14 protein-coding genes are annotated in these 19,187 nt (G+C 77.0%); 3 read left to right on the top strand and 11 right to left on the bottom strand.

The window, feature by feature from the left end; all coding sequences use genetic code 11:
* Window positions 1-112 precede the first annotated feature (112 nt).
* The 11 genes from murC to mraZ form a co-directional block, all read right to left on the bottom strand.
* Complete coding sequence (gene murC / locus V9U69_RS02210; RefSeq protein WP_337059660.1) at window positions 113-1,570, bottom strand: UDP-N-acetylmuramate--L-alanine ligase; 1,458 nt, start codon at window positions 1,568-1,570, stop codon at window positions 113-115.
* A complete protein-coding gene (gene murG, locus V9U69_RS02205) occupies window positions 1,567-2,679 on the bottom strand; it encodes an undecaprenyldiphospho-muramoylpentapeptide beta-N-acetylglucosaminyltransferase (protein WP_337059659.1) in 1,113 nt (370 codons plus the stop codon). Before murG ends, murC begins: the two co-directional genes overlap by 4 nt.
* A complete protein-coding gene (gene ftsW / locus V9U69_RS02200; RefSeq protein WP_337059658.1) occupies window positions 2,676-3,983 on the bottom strand; it encodes a putative lipid II flippase FtsW in 1,308 nt (435 codons plus the stop codon). Before ftsW ends, murG begins: the two co-directional genes overlap by 4 nt.
* Before the next feature lies 1 nt (window position 3,984).
* The gene (gene murD, locus V9U69_RS02195; protein WP_337059657.1) at window positions 3,985-5,607 is read right to left on the bottom strand and encodes a UDP-N-acetylmuramoyl-L-alanine--D-glutamate ligase; all 1,623 of its coding nucleotides are present in this window, start codon (window positions 5,605-5,607) and stop codon (window positions 3,985-3,987) included.
* Complete coding sequence (gene mraY, locus V9U69_RS02190) at window positions 5,604-6,692, bottom strand: phospho-N-acetylmuramoyl-pentapeptide-transferase (protein ID WP_337059656.1); 1,089 nt, start codon at window positions 6,690-6,692, stop codon at window positions 5,604-5,606. The genes murD and mraY overlap by 4 nt, the downstream gene beginning before the upstream one ends.
* Window positions 6,689-8,122: a UDP-N-acetylmuramoyl-tripeptide--D-alanyl-D-alanine ligase gene (locus tag V9U69_RS02185; protein ID WP_337059655.1), complete on the bottom strand. Its 1,434-nt coding sequence runs from the start codon at window positions 8,120-8,122 to the stop codon at window positions 6,689-6,691. The genes mraY and V9U69_RS02185 overlap by 4 nt, the downstream gene beginning before the upstream one ends.
* Window positions 8,119-9,726, bottom strand: a complete 1,608-nt coding sequence (locus V9U69_RS02180) for a UDP-N-acetylmuramoyl-L-alanyl-D-glutamate--2,6-diaminopimelate ligase (protein ID WP_337059661.1) — start codon at window positions 9,724-9,726, stop codon at window positions 8,119-8,121. Before V9U69_RS02180 ends, V9U69_RS02185 begins: the two co-directional genes overlap by 4 nt.
* Before the next feature lie 121 nt (window positions 9,727-9,847).
* Entirely contained in the window at window positions 9,848-11,710 is a 1,863-nt protein-coding gene (locus V9U69_RS02175) for a peptidoglycan D,D-transpeptidase FtsI family protein (RefSeq protein ID WP_337059654.1), read from the bottom strand.
* A 75-nt stretch (window positions 11,711-11,785) separates the two neighbouring features.
* Window positions 11,786-12,301: a hypothetical protein gene (locus tag V9U69_RS02170; protein ID WP_337059653.1), complete on the bottom strand. Its 516-nt coding sequence runs from the start codon at window positions 12,299-12,301 to the stop codon at window positions 11,786-11,788.
* Window positions 12,301-13,344, bottom strand: coding sequence for a 16S rRNA (cytosine(1402)-N(4))-methyltransferase RsmH (rsmH, locus tag V9U69_RS02165; protein ID WP_442907549.1), 1,044 nt, complete (start codon window positions 13,342-13,344; stop codon window positions 12,301-12,303). The genes V9U69_RS02170 and rsmH overlap by 1 nt, the downstream gene beginning before the upstream one ends.
* Window positions 13,345-13,576: 232 nt before the next feature.
* Window positions 13,577-14,008, bottom strand: a complete 432-nt coding sequence (gene mraZ / locus V9U69_RS02160) for a division/cell wall cluster transcriptional repressor MraZ (protein WP_337059651.1) — start codon at window positions 14,006-14,008, stop codon at window positions 13,577-13,579.
* Between the two features lie 475 nt (window positions 14,009-14,483).
* On the opposite strand from mraZ, the gene V9U69_RS02155 reads away from it, so the two are divergent.
* Genes V9U69_RS02155 through V9U69_RS02145 form a run of 3 tightly spaced genes read left to right on the top strand, consistent with a single transcriptional unit; the run spans window position 14,484 to window position 19,164 of the window.
* On the top strand, window positions 14,484-15,458 hold the full coding sequence (locus V9U69_RS02155; protein ID WP_442907548.1) for an AAA family ATPase: 975 nt from the start codon (window positions 14,484-14,486) through the stop codon (window positions 15,456-15,458).
* Window positions 15,455-16,819, top strand: coding sequence for a DUF58 domain-containing protein (locus V9U69_RS02150; RefSeq protein WP_337059649.1), 1,365 nt, complete (start codon window positions 15,455-15,457; stop codon window positions 16,817-16,819). Before V9U69_RS02155 ends, V9U69_RS02150 begins: the two co-directional genes overlap by 4 nt.
* Entirely contained in the window at window positions 16,816-19,164 is a 2,349-nt protein-coding gene (locus tag V9U69_RS02145) for a transglutaminase TgpA family protein (RefSeq protein ID WP_337059648.1), read from the top strand. Before V9U69_RS02150 ends, V9U69_RS02145 begins: the two co-directional genes overlap by 4 nt.
* Window positions 19,165-19,187 lie beyond the last annotated feature (23 nt).

Below are 19,187 nucleotides of genomic sequence, written 5' to 3'. Positions count from 1 at the left end.
GAGCGCACGGCCCGGCGCCGCTGGGCGCTGCCGCCCGTGCGCTGCTGGGGCGTGCGGGCCGGAGCCGCGGGCACGGGCGGCGCCGGGGGGCGGCGGGGCCGGGTCGGCCGGGTCACGGCCGCCCCGCCCCGGGCGCGGGCCGCGCGGCGAGCAGGTCGAGCACCTCCGGGCCCAGGCGGGTGACGTCGCCGGCCCCGACCGTCAGCAGCAGGTCGCCGGGGCGCAGGCGCTCCACGACGGTGCGCGCCGCAGCGGTGCGGTCCGGGGCGAACGTCACGCTCCCGGGCGGCAGGGGCACCGCGCGGGCGACCATCTCGCCCGTCACCTCCGGGTCCGGGTCCTCGCGGGCCACGTACACGTCCAGCACGACCACCTCGTCCGCCAGGCCCAGGGCGCGGCCGAACTCGTCGGCGAAGGCCCGGGTGCGGCTGACCAGGTGGGGCTGGAAGGCCACGACGACGCGCCCGTCCCCGGCCACCGGGCGGGCGGCGCGCAGCAGGGCCTCCACCTCGGTGGGGTGGTGCGCGTAGTCGTCCACCACGCGCACGCCGCCGGCCTCACCGCGGTGCTCGAAGCGGCGCCGGGCCCCGCCGAAGGCCTCCAGCGCCCGCAGCACGGGGGCCGGCTCGGCCCCCAGCTCGAGCGCGGCGGCGAACGCGCCGGCCGCGTTGCGCAGGTTGTGCAGCCCGGGCACGGCCAACCGCAGCGGCAGCCCGCGCCCGTCGCCCCCCTCGTCGGCGTCGACGTCGACGTGCACCAGCGCGCACGGCCGGGGACCGGAGACGTCGACGCCGGACAGCCGCACGTCCGCGTCGGGGTGGGTGCCGTAGGTGCGCACCCACACCCCCGCCTGCCGGGCGAACTCGGCCAGGCGCACGGAACCGGCGTCGTCCGCGCAGGCGACGAGCGTGCCGCCCGGCTGCAGCCGCTGCACGAACTCCTCGAACGCCAGCGCGACCGCCTCGGCGGTGCCGTAGTGGTCCAGGTGGTCCGGCTCGACGTTCGTCACCACGTCCAGCACGGGCGCGTAGGCGCGGAAGGAGCCGTCGGACTCGTCGGCCTCGGCCACGAAGGGACCGGAGCCGTCGCGCGCTCCCCCGTCGCTGCCGCCGGTCAGCTCCCCGCCGATGGCGTAGCCGGGGTCCAGCCCGGCCTCCAGGAGCGCCGCGGCCAGCATCGAGGACGTCGTGGTCTTGCCGTGGGTGCCCGCCACCGCCACCCCGCGCCGACCGACCATGAGAGCGGCCAGGGCCTCGGAGCGGTGCAGGACGCGCATCCCGCGCTCGCGGGCGGCGACCAGCTCGGGGTTGCCCTCACGCACCGCGGTGCTGACCACCAGGGTGTCCCCCGGCCCGAGGCCGCCCAGGTGCGCCGCGTCGTGGCCGACGGCGACGCGAGCGCCCAGGGCGCCCAGGCGCCGCAGCACCTCGGAGTCGGCGGCGTCGCTGCCGGAGACCTCCACGCCGCGGGCCAGGAGCAGCCGCGCGACACCGGAGACGCCGACGCCGCCGATGCCCAGCAGGTGCACGCGGCCGAGCTCGGCGACGGGCACGGGCTCCGGGACGCTCACGAGCCCTCCCCGACCGGTCGCTCGCCCGCGGCCTGGGCCACGAGCGCGGCGAGCCGCTCGTCGCCGTCGAGGACGCCGAACGCCGCGGCGGCGGAGGAGGCGGCGGCCAGCGCGGCCGGGTCCGTCAGCAGCGGCAGCGCGCGCTCGCGCACGAAGCCCGCGTCCAGCTCGGCGTCGGGCACGAGGAGCCCGCCGCCGGCGGCGACGACGGCCTCCGCGTTGCGGCGCTGCTCACCGTTGCCGATCGGCAGCGGCACGTACACCGCCGGCAGGCCGAGCGCGGTCAGCTCGCTGACGGTCCCCGCCCCGCTGCGGCACAGGACGAGGTCGGCGGCGGCGTAGGCGGTGGCCATGTCGTCGAGGTAAGGGCGCACGACGTAGCGGGCGGGGTCGGTGCCCGGCGCCAGCGGCACCTCCTTGCCGCGCCCGGCGGCGTGCAGCACCTGCGCACCGGCGGCGAGCACGTCCGCGGAGGCGGAGCCGAGGACGTCGTTGATCCGCTGCGCGCCCAGCGAACCGCCCGTGACGAGCAGCGTGGGCGCGTCCGGGTCCAGCCCGAGGCGGGTGCGGGCCTCGCGCCGCAGCGCGGCGCGGTCGCCGGCGCGGGCGAGCTCGACGACCTCCGCGCGCAGCGGCATGCCCGTGTGCACCGCGCGGGGCAGGGGCGTGCCGGGGAAGGTCACCGCGACGTGCCGGGCCCACCGCGCGCCGAGCCGGTTGGCGATGCCCGGCAGGGAGTTCTGCTCGTGCACGACGACGGGCACGCGGGCGCGGCGGGCGGCCAGGTACGCCGGGGTGGCGACGTAGCCGCCGAAGCCCACCACGACGTCGGCGCCGACCTCCTCGATCGCCCGCTGGGCGGCGGCCACGGCGGCGCGCAGCCGGCCGGGCAGGCGCAGCAGGTCCGGCGACGGCCTGCGGGGCAGCGGCACGCGCGGCACCACGGCCATCCGGTAGCCGCGCTCGGGCACCAGGCGCGACTCCAGGCCCTCCGCGGTGCCGAGCACCAGCACCTCGGAGGCGGGATCGCGCAGGCGCAGGCGGTCGGCCGTGGCCAGCAGGGGGGCGACGTGGCCGGTGGTGCCACCACCGGCGAGCAGGACCTTCACCGCGACCTCCTGGCCCGTCGGGGCAGCACGGCCAGCGAGCGCGCGACGACGGACTCGCGCGCCCGCAGGGCCTCCGGGGCGCCGGGTTCGGCGCGCGCGAAGGACAGCAGGACTCCCACGGCGAGCAGCGCCACCACGAGCGCGGTACCGCCGTGGGAGATGAACGGCAGCGGCACGCCGATGACGGGGAGGACGCCGAGGACCACGCCGATGTTCAGGCACGCCTGCCCCAGGATCCAGGCGGCGAAGCCGGTGACGGCCAGCTTGGTGAACAGGTCGGCGGAGCGGCGCACGAGCCGCAGCGCGGCCAGCGCCAGCACCCCGAAGAGGACCAGCACCACCAGGGTGCCGGGCAGGCCGAGCTCCTCGCCGATGATCGCGAAGATGAAGTCGTTGTGCGCCTCCGGCAGCCACTGCCACTTCTCGCGGCTGGCGCCCAGGCCCAGGCCCCACCAGCCCCCGGAGGCGAGGGCGTACTGACCCTGCACGGGCTGCCAGCTCGCCCCCTGGATCTCCACGCCAGACGTGGCGGTGCCGGTCAGCCAGTCGTGCACGCGCCGCATCCGGTTCTCGCTCGTGACGACGAGCGCGGCGACCAGCACGGCGCCCGCGCCGCCGCCGAGCGCGAAGAAGCGGGCAGGCACCCCGGCCGTCCACAGCATCGCCACGACGATGAACATCATCACCAGGGCGGTGCCGAGGTCGCGGGCGAGCAGCACCAGGCCGATCGTCGCCGTCACCGACGGCACCAGCGCGCCGACGAGCTGCCCGGGCTCGTGCAGGCGGTCGCGCTTGCGGGCCAGGGCGAGCGCGCAGGCCAGCACCAGGGCGACCTTCGCGGCCTCCGACGGCTGCGCCGACAGCCCCGCCACGCGGATCCAGTTGCGGTTGCCGTTGACGGCGTGGCCGATGCCCGGCACGAACACCAGCAGCTGCAGCAGCGCAGCACCGGCGAGCGCGGGCAGCGCCAGCCGCCGCCAGGCGTGCGCCGGCACCCGGCTGGCGACCACCAGGACCACCGCGCCCAGCACGGCGAACGTGGCCTGGCTCTTGAAGTAGGTGAACTGCGAGCCGTTGTCCTCCAGCGACTCGACGCTGGAGCTGGAGAGCACCATGACCAGGCCGATGACCACCAGCAGCGCCGTCGTCGCCAGCAGGACGTGGTGGGTGGCCAGCGGTGAGTCCAGCAGCCGCAGGCGCTCGCGGGCCCACTCCCCCGTGACTTCCAGCCACGCCGGCCGGCGCCAGCCCTGCGCGCGGCCGCCGGCGCGCTCGGCGGTGCCCGCGGCGGTGTTCGCGGCCACCTCAGCCCTCCCGGCCGGAGCGGCGGCGCACCGCGGCCGCGAACGCGTCGCCGCGGTGGCCGTAGTCGGTGAACTGGTCCATCGAGGCGCACGCCGGCGCCAGCAGGACGGTGTCGCCGGGGCGGGCCAGCGCGGCGGCGCGCTCGACGACGGCGTCCATGAGGGCGCCGGCGTGCGCGTCGCGCTCCTGGGCGGTCGAGGTCGGCGTGGGCACGGCGCCAGTCTGGGCGAGGTCGACCTCCACCACGGGGACGTCGGGGGCGTGTCGGGCCAGCGCCTCGCGCAGCAGGGCGCGGTCGGTGCCGATGAGGACCGCGGCGCGCAACCGGCCGGCCGTGGCGGCCACGAGGTCGTCGAAGCGGGCGCCCTTGGCCAGGCCGCCGGCGACCCAGACCACGCCCTCGTAGGCGCGCAGCGACGCCTCGGCGGCGTGCGCGTTGGTGGCCTTGGAGTCGTCCACCCAGCGCACCCCCGCGTGCTCGGCGACCGTCTGCACCCGGTGCGGGGCCGGGGTGAAGGCGCGCACCCCGTCGCGCACGGCGACCTGGGGGACGCCGAACGCGCGGGCCAGCGCCGCGGCGGCCAGGACGTTGTCGACCGCGTGCGGCGGCACCGGCGCGTCGGAGCCGTCCGGGCGCAGGTCCGCCAGGGAGCACAGCTCCGCGGCGCTGGTGCGCCGCTGCTCGACGAACGCCCGGTCGGCCAGGACGTCCTCGACGAGGCCGAGCATCCCGACGCGGGGGGCCTGCCGGGCGAACCCGATCGCGCGCGCGCCCTCGACGACGTCGGCCTCGCGCACCAGCTCCTCGGTGCGCGGGTCGGCGGCGTTGTAGACGCACGCCACCTCGGTGTTCTCGTAGACGCGGCCCTTGGCGCGCGCGTACGCGTCCATCGAACCGTGCCAGTCCAGGTGGTCGGGGGCGACGTTGAGCACGGCGCTGGCCAGCGGCCGCAGCGACGCCTGCGTGTCGGTGGACAGCCAGTGCAGCTGGTAGCTGGACAGCTCCACGGCCAGCACCTCGAAGCCGTGCGGGTGGCGCAGCGCCTCGACGAGCGGGGTGCCGACGTTGCCCGCGGAGGTGGCGCGCAACCCGGCGGCCCGCAGCACCTCCGCGGTCAGCTCCACGGTCGTCGTCTTGCCGTTGGTGCCCGTCAGGGTCAGCCACGGCGCCACGAGCGCGCCCGAGGCGGGGTCGGGCCGCATCCGCCAGCCCAGCTCCACCTCCCCCCACACCGGCACGCCCGCCAGGGCCGCGCCCGTGAGCAGGGGGGCGTCCGGGCGCCAGCCGGGTGAGGTGACGACGAGGTCGAAGGAGCCCCAGGGCCGCGGCGGCGCCTGCACGTGCTCGGGCCCGAGGAGCACCTCGGCGCCGAGCACCTCGAGCAGGGAGGCGCGCTCGCGCTGCGCCTGCCCGGTGCCGGCGTCCACCACGACCACCTCGGCGCCCGCCTCCAGCAGGGCGTCGGCGGCGGCGAACCCGGAGGTGCCCACCCCCGCGACGAGGGTGCGCAGACCCGCCCACGCCGAGCCGGCGTGCCGCAGGGCGCGCACGCGGTCGGTGTCGGCGGCGCGCGGGGCCGGGTTGCCCAGCCAGCCGTCGAGGACGTTCGTCGCGCGGCTCACGCCCCGACCACCCACTGCGCGTAGAAGACACCGAGACCCAGCGACACGAACAACCCCGCGATGATCCAGAACCTGATGACGATGGTGACCTCGCCCCACCCGGCGAGCTCGAAGTGGTGCTGCAGCGGCGCCATGCGGAACACCCGCTTGCCGGTCGTCTTGAAGGACCCGACCTGGATGACCACCGACAGCGTGATGATGACGAACAGCCCGCCCAGCAGGACCAGCAGCAGCTGGGTGCGCGAGAGGATCGCCAGCCCGGCGAGCGCGCCACCCAGGGCGAGGGAACCGGTGTCGCCCATGAAGATCTTCGCCGGGGAGGCGTTCCACCACAGGAACCCGAAGCAGGCGCCCATGACGGCGGCGGCGACCACGGCGAGGTCGCGCGGGTCGCGCACCTCGTAGCAGCGCGCCTCGAACTCGGTGAGCGTGTTGCAGTTCTGGTTCGACTGGAACGTGCAGATGAGCACGTAGGCGGCCAGCACCAGGGTCGTCGCGCCGGTGGCCAGGCCGTCCAGGCCGTCGGTGAGGTTCACCCCGTTGCTGATGGCGGAGGTGATGAACAGCGCCCACAGCACGAACAGGACCGTGCCGGCGGCTGCCCCCGCGAACGCCAGGTCCAGGAAGTCGACGTCGCGCAGGAACGAGACGTGCATCGACGCCGGCGTCAGGCCGTCCTCGTCGGGGAACTGCAGCGCCAGCACCGCGAAGGCGACGCCGACGAGCCCCTGCCCGACGAGCTTGGAGCGCGCCCGGAGCCCCAGGCTCTGCTTGCGGGAGATCTTCAGGAAGTCGTCGAGGAACCCGACCACCCCGAGCCCCGTCATCAGCAGCAGCACCAGCAGACCCGAGGCCGTCACCGGCGCCCCGGTGAACAGGTGCGCGGCGCCGTAGGCGAGCAGCGCGGCGAGGATGATGACGGCACCGCCCATCGTGGGGGTGCCCCGCTTGGTGTGGTGGCTGGTGGGGCCGTCGTCGCGGACGAACTGCCCGTAGCCGCGGCGCACCAGCCAGCGGATGTACAGCGGGGTGCCGAACAGCGCCACGACGAGCGAGACGGCCCCGGCGACGAGGACCGCCCTCACGAGCTGGCCCCGTCCGGCGCGGCGGTGTCCCCGCCGGCGAGCAGCCGCTCGGCCAGCCGGCCCAGGCCCGCGCCGTTGGACGCCTTGACGAGGACCACGTCCCCGGGGCGCAGCTGCTCCGCCAGGAGCGCACCGGCTTCGTCCGCGTCCGCGGCGAAGGCGGCCTCCTCGCCCCAGGAGCCCTCCATGACGGCACCCGTGTAGACCGGGCGGGCACCGGAGCCGACCACGAGGAGCTTGGAGACGTCCAGGCGCACCGCGAAGCGGCCCACCGCGTCGTGCTCGTCGCGCGAGGCCGGGCCCAGCTCCAGCATCTCCCCGAGCACCGCCCAGGTGCGCCGGCCGCCGGCCATGCCCACCAGGGCCTTCAGCGCGGCGCGCACCGAGTCCGGGTTGGCGTTGTAGGCGTCGTGCACGACGGTGACGCCGTCGGGGCGCTGGACGACCTGCATGCGCCCGGGGCTGGCGGCCTCGGCGGCGGACAGGGCCGCCGCGACGTCGTCCAGGCCCACGCCCAGCTCCAGCGCGACGGCGGCGGCGGCCAGGGCGTTGGGCACCTGGTGCTCGCCGTGCAGCCGCAGGCGCACCTCGGCGGTGCCGGTGGGGGTGCGCAGCGTGAACGCGGGACGGGCCAGCTCGTCGGTGCGCACGTCCTCCGCGCGCACGTCGGCGGCCGGGCCCAGGCCGAAGGTGACCGTGCGCGCCGCGGTGCGCGAGGCCATCGCGGCCACGCGCGCGTCGTCGGCGTTGAGCACCGCCACCCCGTCGGCGGGCAGCGCCTCGACGAGCTCGCCCTTGGCCGCGGCCGTGGCCTCCAGGGAACCGAACTCCCCCGCGTGCGCGGCGCCCACGTTGAGCACGACACCGGTGACCGGGCGCGCCAGGCGGCACAGGGCGGCGATGTGCCCGGCGCCGCGCGCGCCCATCTCCACCACGAGCGCGGCGGTGGAGGCGTCGGCGCGCAGCACCGTCAGCGGAGCGCCCACCTCGTTGTTGAAGCTGCCGCGGGGGGCGACGACGGGGCCCAGCGGCGCGAGCACCGCCGCGAGCAGGTCCTTCGTGGTGGTCTTGCCGGCCGAGCCGGTCACCCCCACCACGCGCGGGCCGCCCCCACCGGTGCGCAGGCGCTCCAGGACGCCGGCGGCCAGGCGGCCCAGGGCCGCCACACCGTCCTCGACCAGGACGACGGCGGTGCCGTCGGGCACCTGGACCGGGCGCTGGGCCAGCACGAGCACCGCCCCGGCGGCCACCGCCGCGGCGGCGTGGTCGGCCCCGTCGACGCGGGCGCCGGGCAGGGCCACGAACAGCGCCCCGGGCTCCGCACGGCGCGAGTCCACCACCACCGGCCCGTCCACGAGGACGGTCGCGGCACCGGCGGCGAGCCGGCCACCGGCCAGCTCCGCCACCTCCGCCGCGGTCAGCGCGATCACGACACACCTCCAGCTGCACTCGTGCTCGGCCGCGCGGGCGCCTGGGCCCGGCGGCGCAGTTCCTCGGCGGCCACCGCGCGGTCGTCGAAGGGGGCGACGACGCCGGCGGTCTCCTGCCCGGTCTCGTGGCCCTTGCCCGCCAGCAGGACCGTGTCGCCGGGGCCGGTGCAGCGCTCCAGGGCCGCGCGCACCGCCTCGCGCCGGTCCGGCACCTCCAGCACCTCGGCACCGCCGGCCGCCCCGGAGGGCCCCGTCGCCCCGGACAGCACCGCAGCGCGGATCGCGGCGGGCACCTCGGAGCGGGGGTTGTCGTCGGTGACGACGACGAGGTCCGCGCCGCGGGCGGCGGCGGCTCCCATGAGGGACCGCTTGTCGCGGTCCCGGTCGCCGCCGGCGCCCAGCACGACGGCGAGCCGGCCCGTGGTCAGCGGCCGCAGGGCGGCCAGCACCCGCTCGACCGCGTCGGGGGTGTGGGCGTAGTCGACGACGACGAGCGGCTCGCCGGGCGCGCCGGTGACCACCCGCTCCAGGCGGCCCGGGACCCCCTCGGCGCTGCGCAGCCCGTCCTGGACCTGCTGCGCCGTCAGCCCGGCGGCGAGGGCGGCCACCGCGGCCAGCGCGGCGTTGGCGGCGTTGAAGTCACCCGGCAGGGGACAGCTCAGGTGCAGCTCGGTGCCGTCGGCGGCCACGAGCCGGAAGGTGCTGCCGTCCCGGCCGAGGCGCAGGTCGCGCACCACCCAGTCCGCGTCGCCGCCTCCGCCCGCGCCGTCACCGCTGCCGGCGCCCGTGCGCACCGTCGTCACCGGGACCCCGGCGGTGCCGGCCAGGCGACGGCCCCACGCGTCGTCCACGGCGACCACGCCGCGACGGGCGCGGGCGGGCGTGAACAGACCCGCCTTGGCCGCGAAGTACTCCTCCATCGAGCCGTGGAAGTCCAGGTGGTCCCGGCTGAGGTTGGTGAAGACGGCCACGTCCACCACGAGACCGTCGACGCGGTGCAGCGCGAGCGCGTGGCTGGAGACCTCCAGCGCGCACCCGCGCACACCGGCGGTGACCATCCGCGCCAGCAGGGCGTGCAGGTCCGGCGCCTCGGGCGTGGTGCGCACGCTGCTCACCCGCTGCCCGGCCACGCGCGTCTCCACCGTGCCGAGCAGACCGGTGACCCACCCGGCGCCGCGCATCAGGGCCTCTACGAGGTAGGCCGTGGTCGTCTTGCCGTTCGTGCCCGTCACCCCGACGGTGACCAGCCGCTCGCCGGGACGGCCGTGCACGCGGGCGGCCAGTTCGCCGAGCACCGCGCGCGGGTCGTCGACGACGAGCACCGGCACCCCCGCTCCCCCCGCCGCCCCGGCGCCGTCGGGATCGGTCAGGACGACCACCGCACCGGCGGCGACGGCCTGCGCGGTGAACCGGGCGCCGTGCACGTTGGCACCCGGCAGCGCGGCGTACAGGTCCCCGGGGGCCACGCGCCGCGAGTCGAGGGTCACCCCGGTCACCGGCTGCGCACCGGTACCGGTGGGCAGGGGGGCGGCGGTGCCGAGGGAGGCCGCCACGTCCACGAGGGTCAAGGGCCGTCGGTCGTCGCCGCCCGGCCCGTCGGTCATCGGCACGCTGGGAGGTTACCCGCCCGCGCGGGGACCCCCCGCACGGCACGGCGCGCGTGTCGGGTCGACGACCCGGACCGCGGGGTGCACGGCACCGGCCCGGACCGGTGCGCAGGGAGGTTCACCCCTCGGCGCCCCACGTCAGCGGCAGGCCGGCCGGCGCGTCGCCGGAGGGTTCCACACCGCGCTGCTGCAGCGCGTAACCCATGACGTCCTTGAACACCGGGCCGGCGGCGGAACCGCCGTAGTAGTTCGACTTCGGGTCCTGCAGGATCACCGCCACGACGAGCTGGGGGTCGTCGGCGGGAGCCAGGCCGATGAACGAGGCGGTGTACCCGCGGTAGCAGCCGCAGTCGATGTCGTAGCGCTGCGCGGTGCCGGTCTTGCCCGCCACCAGGTAGCCCGGGATGTCCGCGGCGGCGGCCGTGCCCTCCTCGCTGACGACGGCCTGCATCATGTCCCGCAACGTCTCCGCGGTCTGCGAGCTGACGACCCGGGTTCCCGCGGGAACCCCGTTCGCCCGGTAGTTGCCGTCGGGGTCGGAGGTGCCCGCGATGAGCGTCGGCGGCACGCGCACGCCGTCGTTGGCGACGGTGGCGAACACCGACGCCGCCTGCACCGCGTTCACCGACATGCCCTGGCCGAACATGACGGTGTAGCGCTGCGTGCCGGAGTACTCCTCCGGCGTGGCCAGGATGCCGCCGGTCTCGCCGGGGAAGTCCATCCCGGTCTCCTCGCCCAGGCCGAACTCGCGCTGGTAGTCGTACAGCGTCTGCGCGTCCAGCTCCTCCCCGGCCATGATGGTCCCGGTGTTGCTGGACTCCGCGAGGATCCCCGCCAGCGTCAGCTGCTGGTCCTCGTGCTCGTGCGAGTCGTGGAACACCTTGGTGGAGCGCTTCAGCTCGTCCGGCACGGTGAACTCGCTGGCGGCGGTGGAGGAACCCTCCTCCAGCACCGCGGCCATCGTGATGACCTTCGCCGTGGAACCAGGCTCGAAGGAGTCGGTCAGGGCGGTGTTGTTCAGCTCCTCGTTGGTGAAGCTCGTCAGGTCCGACGGGTCGATGCTGGGGGAACTGGCCAGCGCCAGCAGCCGCTGCTGCGCGTCCATCACCACGACCGTGCCCGACTTCGCCCCCGTCGCCTCCACCTGGGCGGCGATGGCGCTGGCGGCCTTCCACTGCAGGTCCGCGTCGATCGTCAGGTGCAGCGAGGTGCCGTCCACCGGTTCGGTGGTCTCGCTCTCGCCGAGCGGGATCTCCTGGCCCCGCAGGCTGCGCTCGTAGCGCACCTGGCCGTCGACACCCTCCAGCAGGTCGTTCTCGGCCAGCTCCAGGCCCGACAGGGGCCGGTCGATCGTCTTGCCGTCCTTCGTCTCGGAGGTGCCGAGCACGCCGACGAGGGTGGAGGCCGCGCTGCCGCTGGGGTAGATGCGCTGAGCGGTGCGCTCGGAGGTGATGCCGGGGACGTCGGCGTCGGAGACCCGCTGCCACAGCTCGGGGGTGATGCCCACCGCCACGAGGGCGTACTGGTCCTCCGGGCCCGAACCGGTCAGCGTGGCCGTCAGACCGGCCTCGTCCACCCCGAGGAGCGGCGCGAGCACCTGCGCGGCGCCGGCGGCACCCTGCGGCAGCGACTCGTCCCTGGCCGTTCCGTCGGCACGGGTGTTGAAGCTCGCGAGGATCGAGGGGTCGGCCACCACGTCGCGCCGCTCCACCGACGTCGCCAGCACCGTGCCGTTCGCGTCGAGCACGTCACCGCGCTGGGCGTACAGGGTGGTGGTGTGCACGCGCTGGTTGAAGGCCGCCTGGGCGAGTTCCGCGGCGTCGGCGCCCTGCAGCTGCACCAACCGGCCGGCCAGCAGGCTCAGCGCCACCAGGACCGTGATGACGAACGCGCGCAACCGGCGGTCCGGGCGCACGTCGGACGCGCCCGCGCGCGGGGCGGTGCGGGCTGCGGTGCGCCGGGCGGCGGGCGGTCGGGGCAAGAGCGGCACCTCTCGGGTTCGTGCGGTGGTTCTCGTGCGGTGGTCCTCGCGCGGTGGTCCTCGCGCGGCGCCCGCTCAGCGGGCGGCGGGTTCCCCGGCCGTCTGCTCCCCGGTGGGCTGTTCCTCAGCGGTTCCCCGCACGGCCTCCTGCTCCCCCTCGGCCACCCCCGCGGTGGGGGTCGCCGTGGGCGACGGCGCCACCGCGGGCGTGCCCACCGCGCCGTCGCTCGTCAGGTGCACGGGGGGCGGAGCGGGAACCATGCCGAGCTCGGTCGCGCGCTCGGCCAGCGCCTGCGGCGCCGACTGCGCGGCCAGCGACTCGTCCGCGGCCTGCTGCTGGTCGGCGAGCCGCTCGGAGGTCACGCGCAGGTCCGTGATGCGGTAGGCGTCACCGGCGATCGCGATGTTCGTCATGAGCAGGCCGAACAGCCCCAGGCTGAGCAGCAGCACGCACGCCACGGGCAGCGGCAGGCGCAGGCGGCGGACGGCGGGCGGGACGACGACCCGCAGTTCCGGCCGGTTCCCGGTGTCCGGGCGCGCCTCGCGAGCGCGGGCCGGAGCCTTCCGGGCCGCGATCAGGGGCTGGCTCATCACCGGGTCCTTCCGTCGTCCGTGCCGTGCGTCGTGCGGGGTCCGGGACCGCGGCGGCCGCGGTCCCGCGGGTGGTGGCGGGCTGGCCGCTCCCGGACGGCCCGGTCCCGTCGTCCGGGATCCTCCTCGGGCAGCTTGCGCACCGCGCGCAGGCGCGCCGACGCGGCCCGGGGATTCACGGCCAGTTCCTCCTCGCCGGGCGCCTCGCCACCGCGGGTGAGGGCTTCGGCGCGCGGGCCGGAACCCGGCGGCAGGAACGGCAGGTCCGGCGGGGCGGAACTCTCCGTGAACCGGCGCAGGGCGTTCTTGGCGATCCGGTCCTCGAGGGAGTGGAACGTCAGCACGGCGAGCCGGCCGTCCGGCGCGAGGCGCTCGAACGCCGCCGGCAGCGCGCGCTCGACCACCCGCAACTCGTCGTTGACCTCGATGCGCAGCGCCTGGAACGTGCGCTTGGCCGGGTTGCCGCCGGTGCGCCTGGTGGCGGCGGGCACGTTCTCGCGCACCAGGTCCACGAGCCGGGAGGAACCGGTGAAGGGTTCGGCGGCGCGCTGGCGCACCACGGCGGCGGCGATGCGCCCCGCGAACCGCTCCTCACCGTAGACGCGCAGCACGCGCGCGAGTTCCGCCTGCGGGTAGGTGTTCAGCACGTCGGCGGCGGTGGTGGGCGCTCCGGGGTCCATGCGCATGTCCAGCGGGGCGTCGCGGGCGTACGAGAAACCCCGCTCCACCTCGTCGAGCTGGAACGAGGAGACCCCGAGGTCGAAGAACACCGCGTCGACGGCCGCCAGGCCGAGGTCGTCGAGGACGGCGGGCAGTTCGTCGTGCACCGCGTGCACGAGGGTGACGCGGTCGCCGAAACCCTCCAGCCGGCTGCCCGCGAGCTCCAGCGCGAGCGGGTCGCGGTCGATGCCGACCAGGTGCAGTCCCGGGTGCAGGCGCAGCAGTTCCGCGGCGTGGCCGCCCATGCCCAGGGTGGCGTCGACGGCGACGGCACCGGGGCGCTGCAGGGCGGGCGAGAGCACCTCGGTGCAGCGCCGCAGCATCACCGAGGCGTGGCGGGCCGCGACCGCAGCGGCCTGCGCGTCCTCGGTCACCGGTCCCACCTCTGCTCCCCCGCCGGCCCGCGGGGCCGGCGTCGCCGTCGTCCACCGTCGGTCCCGGTCCCCATCCGCTCGCGGGCTCCGTGCCTGGCGCCGGGGAAGAGGCGTCAGGACCGGTCCGGAGCGGCTGGGGGCCGCGGCCGACGGGCGTCCCCGGCGGTGCCGGGGACCGGGGTCACACGACCCCGGGCAGGACCTCCTCGCGCTGGTCGGAGAAGGCCGGCTCGGCACCGGCGAGGTAGGACTCCCACGTGGGCAGGTCCCAGATCTCCACCCGGGACCCGACGCCCGTGACGGCGAGGTCGCGCTCGAGCCCGGCGTAGCTGCGCAGCATCGGGGGGATGGTGAAGCGCCCCTGCTTGTCAGGGACCTCGTCCGAGGCACCCGAGAGGAAGACCCGCAGGTAGTCGCGGGCCTCCTTGCGGGTCAGCGGCGCCCGCCGCAGCTCCTCGTGCATCCGCTCGAACTCCTGCATGGGGAAGAGGTAGAGGCAGCGCTCCTGCCCCTTGGTGATCACCAGTCCGTCGGAGAGCTGGTCCCGGTACTTGGCCGGGAGGATCAGCCGCCCCTTGTCGTCCAGGCGGGGGGTGTAGGTGCCCAGGAACACAGCCGCAACCCCCGACGGACGGTTCCGAGCGACCCCTGATGAGCCGCTCTCCTCCACCGTACTCCACTTTCCTCCACGGTCAACGTGGAGCGACGCACCGTGAACGCGCGGCCGGCGCATCACCGCAGGTCAGGGCGGTGGGGCCGGGTGGGGCGGCTCGCGCCCACCCGTCCGGGACCCTCCCGCCGCCCCGGCGGACCGCACGCCCGGGGCGGGGTCCGCGGGCGCCGCCGGCGCCGGGGTGGAGGGCGGTGGAGGGCGGTGCCGCGCCCGCGGCCGGGCCCACGGGCACCGCAGGCGCCCCGGGGGCCCTCGTCGGGCGGCGAGCACACCCGCGCGTGGGGCACAGTGGAGGGGGTCGCGACGGCGAGGCCGGGTGCGACGGGACGGGACGCGGTGCCACCGCGCCCCCAGGAGGAGACGAGGCCACGTGACGACCACGAGCGCACCCGCCGGGAACCACTCCGGGGACCCGCTGGCGGTGCCGCCCGACGACCTGCCCGCCGCGCTGGAGGAGCTCGCCGTGACGGCCGAGCGCCTCGCCCGCACCGTCGACCGCGTCGTGCAGGGCAAGGACGAGACGGTGCGGCTGGCGCTGACCGTCCTCTTCGGCGGGGGCCACCTGCTCGTGGAGGACGTGCCGGGCGTCGGCAAGACCATGCTCGCCAAGGCCCTGGCCCGCTCCGTCGACGGCACGGTGCGCCGCATCCAGTTCACCCCGGACCTGCTGCCCAGCGACGTCACCGGCTCCAGCGTGTGGAACCAGGAGCGCGGCGCCTTCGAGTTCCGCCCCGGTGCGGTCTTCGCCAACGTGGTGATCGGCGACGAGATCAACCGCGCCTCCCCCAAGACCCAGTCCGCCCTGCTGGAGTGCATGGAGGAGGGGCAGGTGACGGTGGACGGCACGACCTGGCCCCTGGAGCGCCCGTTCGTCGTCTTCGCCACGCAGAACCCGGTGGAGATGGACGGCACCTACCCGCTGCCGGAGGCCCAGCGCGACCGCTTCACCGCCCGCGTGTCCATGGGGTACCCCTCGGCGGCGGCGGAGCTGCGGATGCTCACCGAGCACGGCGGCGCCGAGCCGCTGGAGGCGCTGACCCCCGTGGTGGGGGTGCAGGACGTGCGCCGGCTGGCCGCGGCGGTGCACGGCGTGCACGCCGCCGAGGCGCTCAAGCAGTACGTCGTGGACCTGGTCCGCCGCACCCGCGCCCACCCCGACCTGCGGCTGGGCGCCTCCCCCCGCGCCGCGCTGCACCTGCTGCGCACCGCCCGCGCGCGAGCGGCCCTGGAGGGTCGCGACCACGTGCTGCCGGACGACGTCCAGGCCCTCGCGGTACCCGTCCTGGCGCACCGGCTGGTGCTGACGGCCGACGCGCAGCTCGCGGGGCGCGAGGCGGCCGACGTGGTCGCCGACGTGCTGCGCACGACCGCGCTGCCCTCCCCGCGGTGAACGGCTCGCAGCGCGCGGCCGGCTCCCGGCCCGGCCCTGGCGGCACCCGCGGGCGGGAGCGGGCCGACCTGCGCCCCACGGCGCGGGGCTGGGCCCTGCTGACCACCGGCCTGCTGGCCCTGGGCACCGCCCCTGCGCTGGGACAGCGCGACCTGCTGCGGGTGGGCGTGCTGCTGACCGCGCTGCCCGTGCTCGCGGCGATCGCGGCGCTGCGCTCCAGCAGGACCCTCGACCTCGTCTCGAGGTCCGGGGACGGCCTGGTGGAACCGGGCACCGCGACCGGCGTGCACCTGACGGTGCGCGGGCGGGGACGGGCACCGGGACGGGTGGTGCTGGAGGACGCCGTGCCCCTGGCGCTGGGGGGGACGGCGCGGCTGGCGGTGCCCCGGCTCGCCGAGGGCGAGACCCTCGACCTCGAGCACAGGGTGAGGTCGGACGTGCGCGGCAGCTACCGGCTGGGGCCGGCCACCGTCCGGGCGCGCGACCCCTTCGGCCTCGTGGTCGTCTCCCACGCCACGGGCCCGACGGCCGTCCTGGACGTGCTGCCCCGCGTGCACCGCCTCGCGACCTCGCCCCTCGGCGACGCGGGGGGCTCGCGCGGTCCCTCCGTGGGCTCGGCCGCGGCCAGCGCCCCGGACGACGCCTCGATCCGGGCCTACCGCGTCGGCGACGACCTGCGCCGGGTGCACTGGCGCTCCACCGCCCGCCGCGGCGAGGTCATGGTCCGCTCCGACGAGCACCCCGGCCACCCCGACGCCGTCCTGCTCCTGGACGACCGGGCCGGCGCTCACCACGGCCACGGTCCCGCCTCCTCGCTGGAGTGGACCGTCAGCGCCGCCGCCTCGGTCGCCGTGCACCTGCAGGGTCGCGGGCACCGGGTGCGGCTGCTGCACGGCGGCAGGCTCGAGCAGGTGCACGGCGGCGACGAGAGCTCGGCGGTGCGCTCGCTGCTGCGGGCGCTGGCCCGGGTGCAGCCGGGCCCCGACGACGGGCTCGCCCGGTCACTGGCGTCGCTGGGGCGCTCCGAGAGCACGTTGCTCGTGGCGGTCCTCGGCGACGTCGACGAGGCGGACGTGCAGCCGCTGGCCGGGGCCCGCCCACCCGGCACCCCCGCCCTGGCCCTGCTGCAGCGCACCCGGCTGTGGGCCACCGCGGGAACGGCCTCGAGGGAGGACGTCCCGGCCGACCCGACCGACCCGGCCGAGGCGGCGCTGCACCGCGCCCAGCTGGTGCTCTCCCGGGCCGGCTGGCGCACCGCCGTGGCCGGCCCGGCCACGAGCGTGCCGCAGGCCTGGGCGCGCGCCGCCCGCGGTGCCGCCACGGCACCCGCCGGCGCCGCCGGGGCGGGGGTGGGGGCGTGACCCGCACCGCCCGCACCGCCTGCTGGGCCGGCGTCGCCTCCGCGGCGGCCGTGCTGGCCCTGCGCCCCCTCGTCGTCTCCTCCGGCTGGGTCGTCGGCGCCCTGGGGGCGGTCCTCGCCGTGACCGGCACCGGCCTGCTGGTGCGCGCTCTGCTGCACCGCCGCGGCCTCGCCGTGGCCCTGCAAGCGCTCGCCGTGCTGCTGACGCTGACCGCGCTCTTCGGCGGCGCCACGACGGTCCTGGGCGTGGTGCCCACCGCTGCCACCCCCGCCCGCTTCGCCCAGCTCCTCGGCGACGGCGTGCAGGTCGTGCAGCGCTACAGCGTGCCGGCGGCCGACCTGCGGGGCCTGCGCCTGCTGCTCGTGGGCGGGGCCGGCCTGCTCGCGCTCGCCGTCGACGTCCTGGCCGTGGCGCTGCGGCGCCCGGCCCTGGCGGGCGTGCCGCTGGCCGCCGCCCTGGCGGTGCCGGTGTGCCTGGCACCCGGCGGCTCCAGCGCGCCGGCGCTGCTCGCCGTGGCCGTGCCCTACCTGGTGCTGCTGGCCACCGGCCGGCCCGACCCGCGCTGGCCCGCGCCCGCCCGGCGGCGCACCCGCGGACCCGCCGGCACCGCGACCGGCACCACCGCCTCCGCGCTGGGGGCCGGGGCGCTCGCGCTCGCGCTCGTCGTGCCCGCCGCCGTCCCCGGCCTGGACGAGCGCTCGCTGACCGTGGACACCGGCACCGGTGACACGATCACCGTGATCAACCCCATCCTCAACCTCAAGGCGAGCCTGGGAGCACGGTCGGACACGACGATCCTGACCTACCAGACGGACCAGGAGAACCCCGCCCCGCTGCGGATCGTCACCGCCGACGTCTTCGACGGCCGGACCTGGGCACCCAGCACCGGTGCGGACATCCCCCGCAGCCAGCGCGTGCAGGACGGGCTGAGCCGGCCACCGGGCCTGTCGGACGAGGTCCTGGCCCAGTCGGTGGAGCACCGCACGTCCATCTCCGTGCGCGGCCTCGACCAGACGTACCTGCCGCTGCCCTACCCGGCGGTGCGCGTGGACATCGCCGGGGAGTGGCTGTACGAGCAGTCGACGCTGAACGTGGTCGGCGACGGGGAGACGACCCGCGGGCGCGAGTACGTGGTGCAGCACCTCGAGGTGGAGCCCGACGAGGGCCGGCTGCGCGGCGCCGGCCAGGCACCGGAGGACGTCCGGGAGCGCTACACCGCGCTGCCCGACTCGTTGCCGCAGAGCGTGCGGGACGCCGCCGTCGAGGTGACCGCCGGGGCCTCCGGCGACTACGAGCGCGCAGCGGCGCTGCAGCGCTACTTCCGCTCCACCGGCGGCTTCACCTACTCCACGACCGCACCCAACGACGGCGGCGCCGACGCGGTGGCCGCGTTCCTGCGCGACAAGTCGGGCTTCTGCGTGCAGTTCGCCTCCGCCATGGCCGTGATGGCCCGCTCCCTGGGGATCCCGGCACGCGTGGCGATCGGCTTCCTGCCCGGGGAGGAGTCCACGGCCGGGCGCTGGCGGATCAGCGCCCAGGACGCCCACGCCTGGCCGGAGCTGTACTTCGAGGGTGTCGGCTGGGTGCGCTTCGAGCCCACCCCGGCCACCCGCACCGGTCAGTCGCCGTCCTACTCGGTGCCCCGCGTGCAGGTCGCGGCACCGGTGCCGAGCGCCGCCGCCCCGGCCGCGCCCGGCGCCACCCCGTCCGCCCCGAGCGCCAGCGCCAGCACCACCACGGCCGGTGCTGCCCCGGGAGCGGCCGAGGGTCCGCTGACCGGCTGGCAGCGCGTGGCCGCGCTGCCGTGGGGGTGGATCGCCGGCGGCCTGGTCCTGCTGCTGGCCCTGCTGGCACCGGGCGTCACCGCGGCGGCCCTGACGCGGCGCCGCTGGGCCGGCGCCCACGACGGCCCCTCCTCCGCCGAGGCGGCCTGGGCCGACCTGGCGGACCGGCTCGGCGACCTGGGCGTGCACTGGCCCCCTTCCGCCACCCCGCGCCGCTGCGCGGCGATCGTGGAGGCCGCGACTCCCCTGCCGGCCGGGGCCACCGAGCAGCTCACCGCGCTGCGGCGCGCGGTGGAGAGCGCCCGCTTCGCCCCGGGCGGGGCGGACGGCGCACCCGCACCCGTCCCGGTCGCCCGGCCGGGCGACCGGGCGGGTGGCCGGGCGGCGGTCCTGGAGCGCCCGGCCGGCGCGGGCACCCGCGGGCGGCGCGTCGTGCGCGCGCAGGTGGACGAGGTGGTGGCGGCCGTGGCGGCGGGCAGGCCGCGGCCGGTGCGCTGGCGCGCCCGGTGGTTCCCCGGGGCGGGGCTGCGGGCCCTGCTGACCTGGTGGGAACGGGACTGATCAGCCGCGGTGGCCCGGCAGCG

Source organism: Kineococcus sp. G2 (assembly GCF_037154035.1).
In the GTDB taxonomy this organism is placed as follows: domain Bacteria; phylum Actinomycetota; class Actinomycetes; order Actinomycetales; family Kineococcaceae; genus Kineococcus.
The sequence above is the reverse complement of the archived record's forward strand: the minus strand, read 5'-3'. Positions and strand labels throughout refer to the sequence as shown.

What these genes read in the sequence shown, in the direction of transcription:
- V9U69_RS02180 (WP_337059661.1), bottom strand. Translation starts at nt 9,726, where the DNA reads ATGACCGACGGGCCGGGCGGCGACGACCGACGGCCCTTGACCCTCGTG.
- V9U69_RS02170 (WP_337059653.1), bottom strand. Translation starts at nt 12,301, where the DNA reads ATGAGCCAGCCCCTGATCGCGGCCCGGAAGGCTCCGGCCCGCGCTCGC.
- rsmH (WP_442907549.1), bottom strand. Translation starts at nt 13,344, where the DNA reads ATGCTGCGGCGCTGCACCGAGGTGCTCTCGCCCGCCCTGCAGCGCCCC.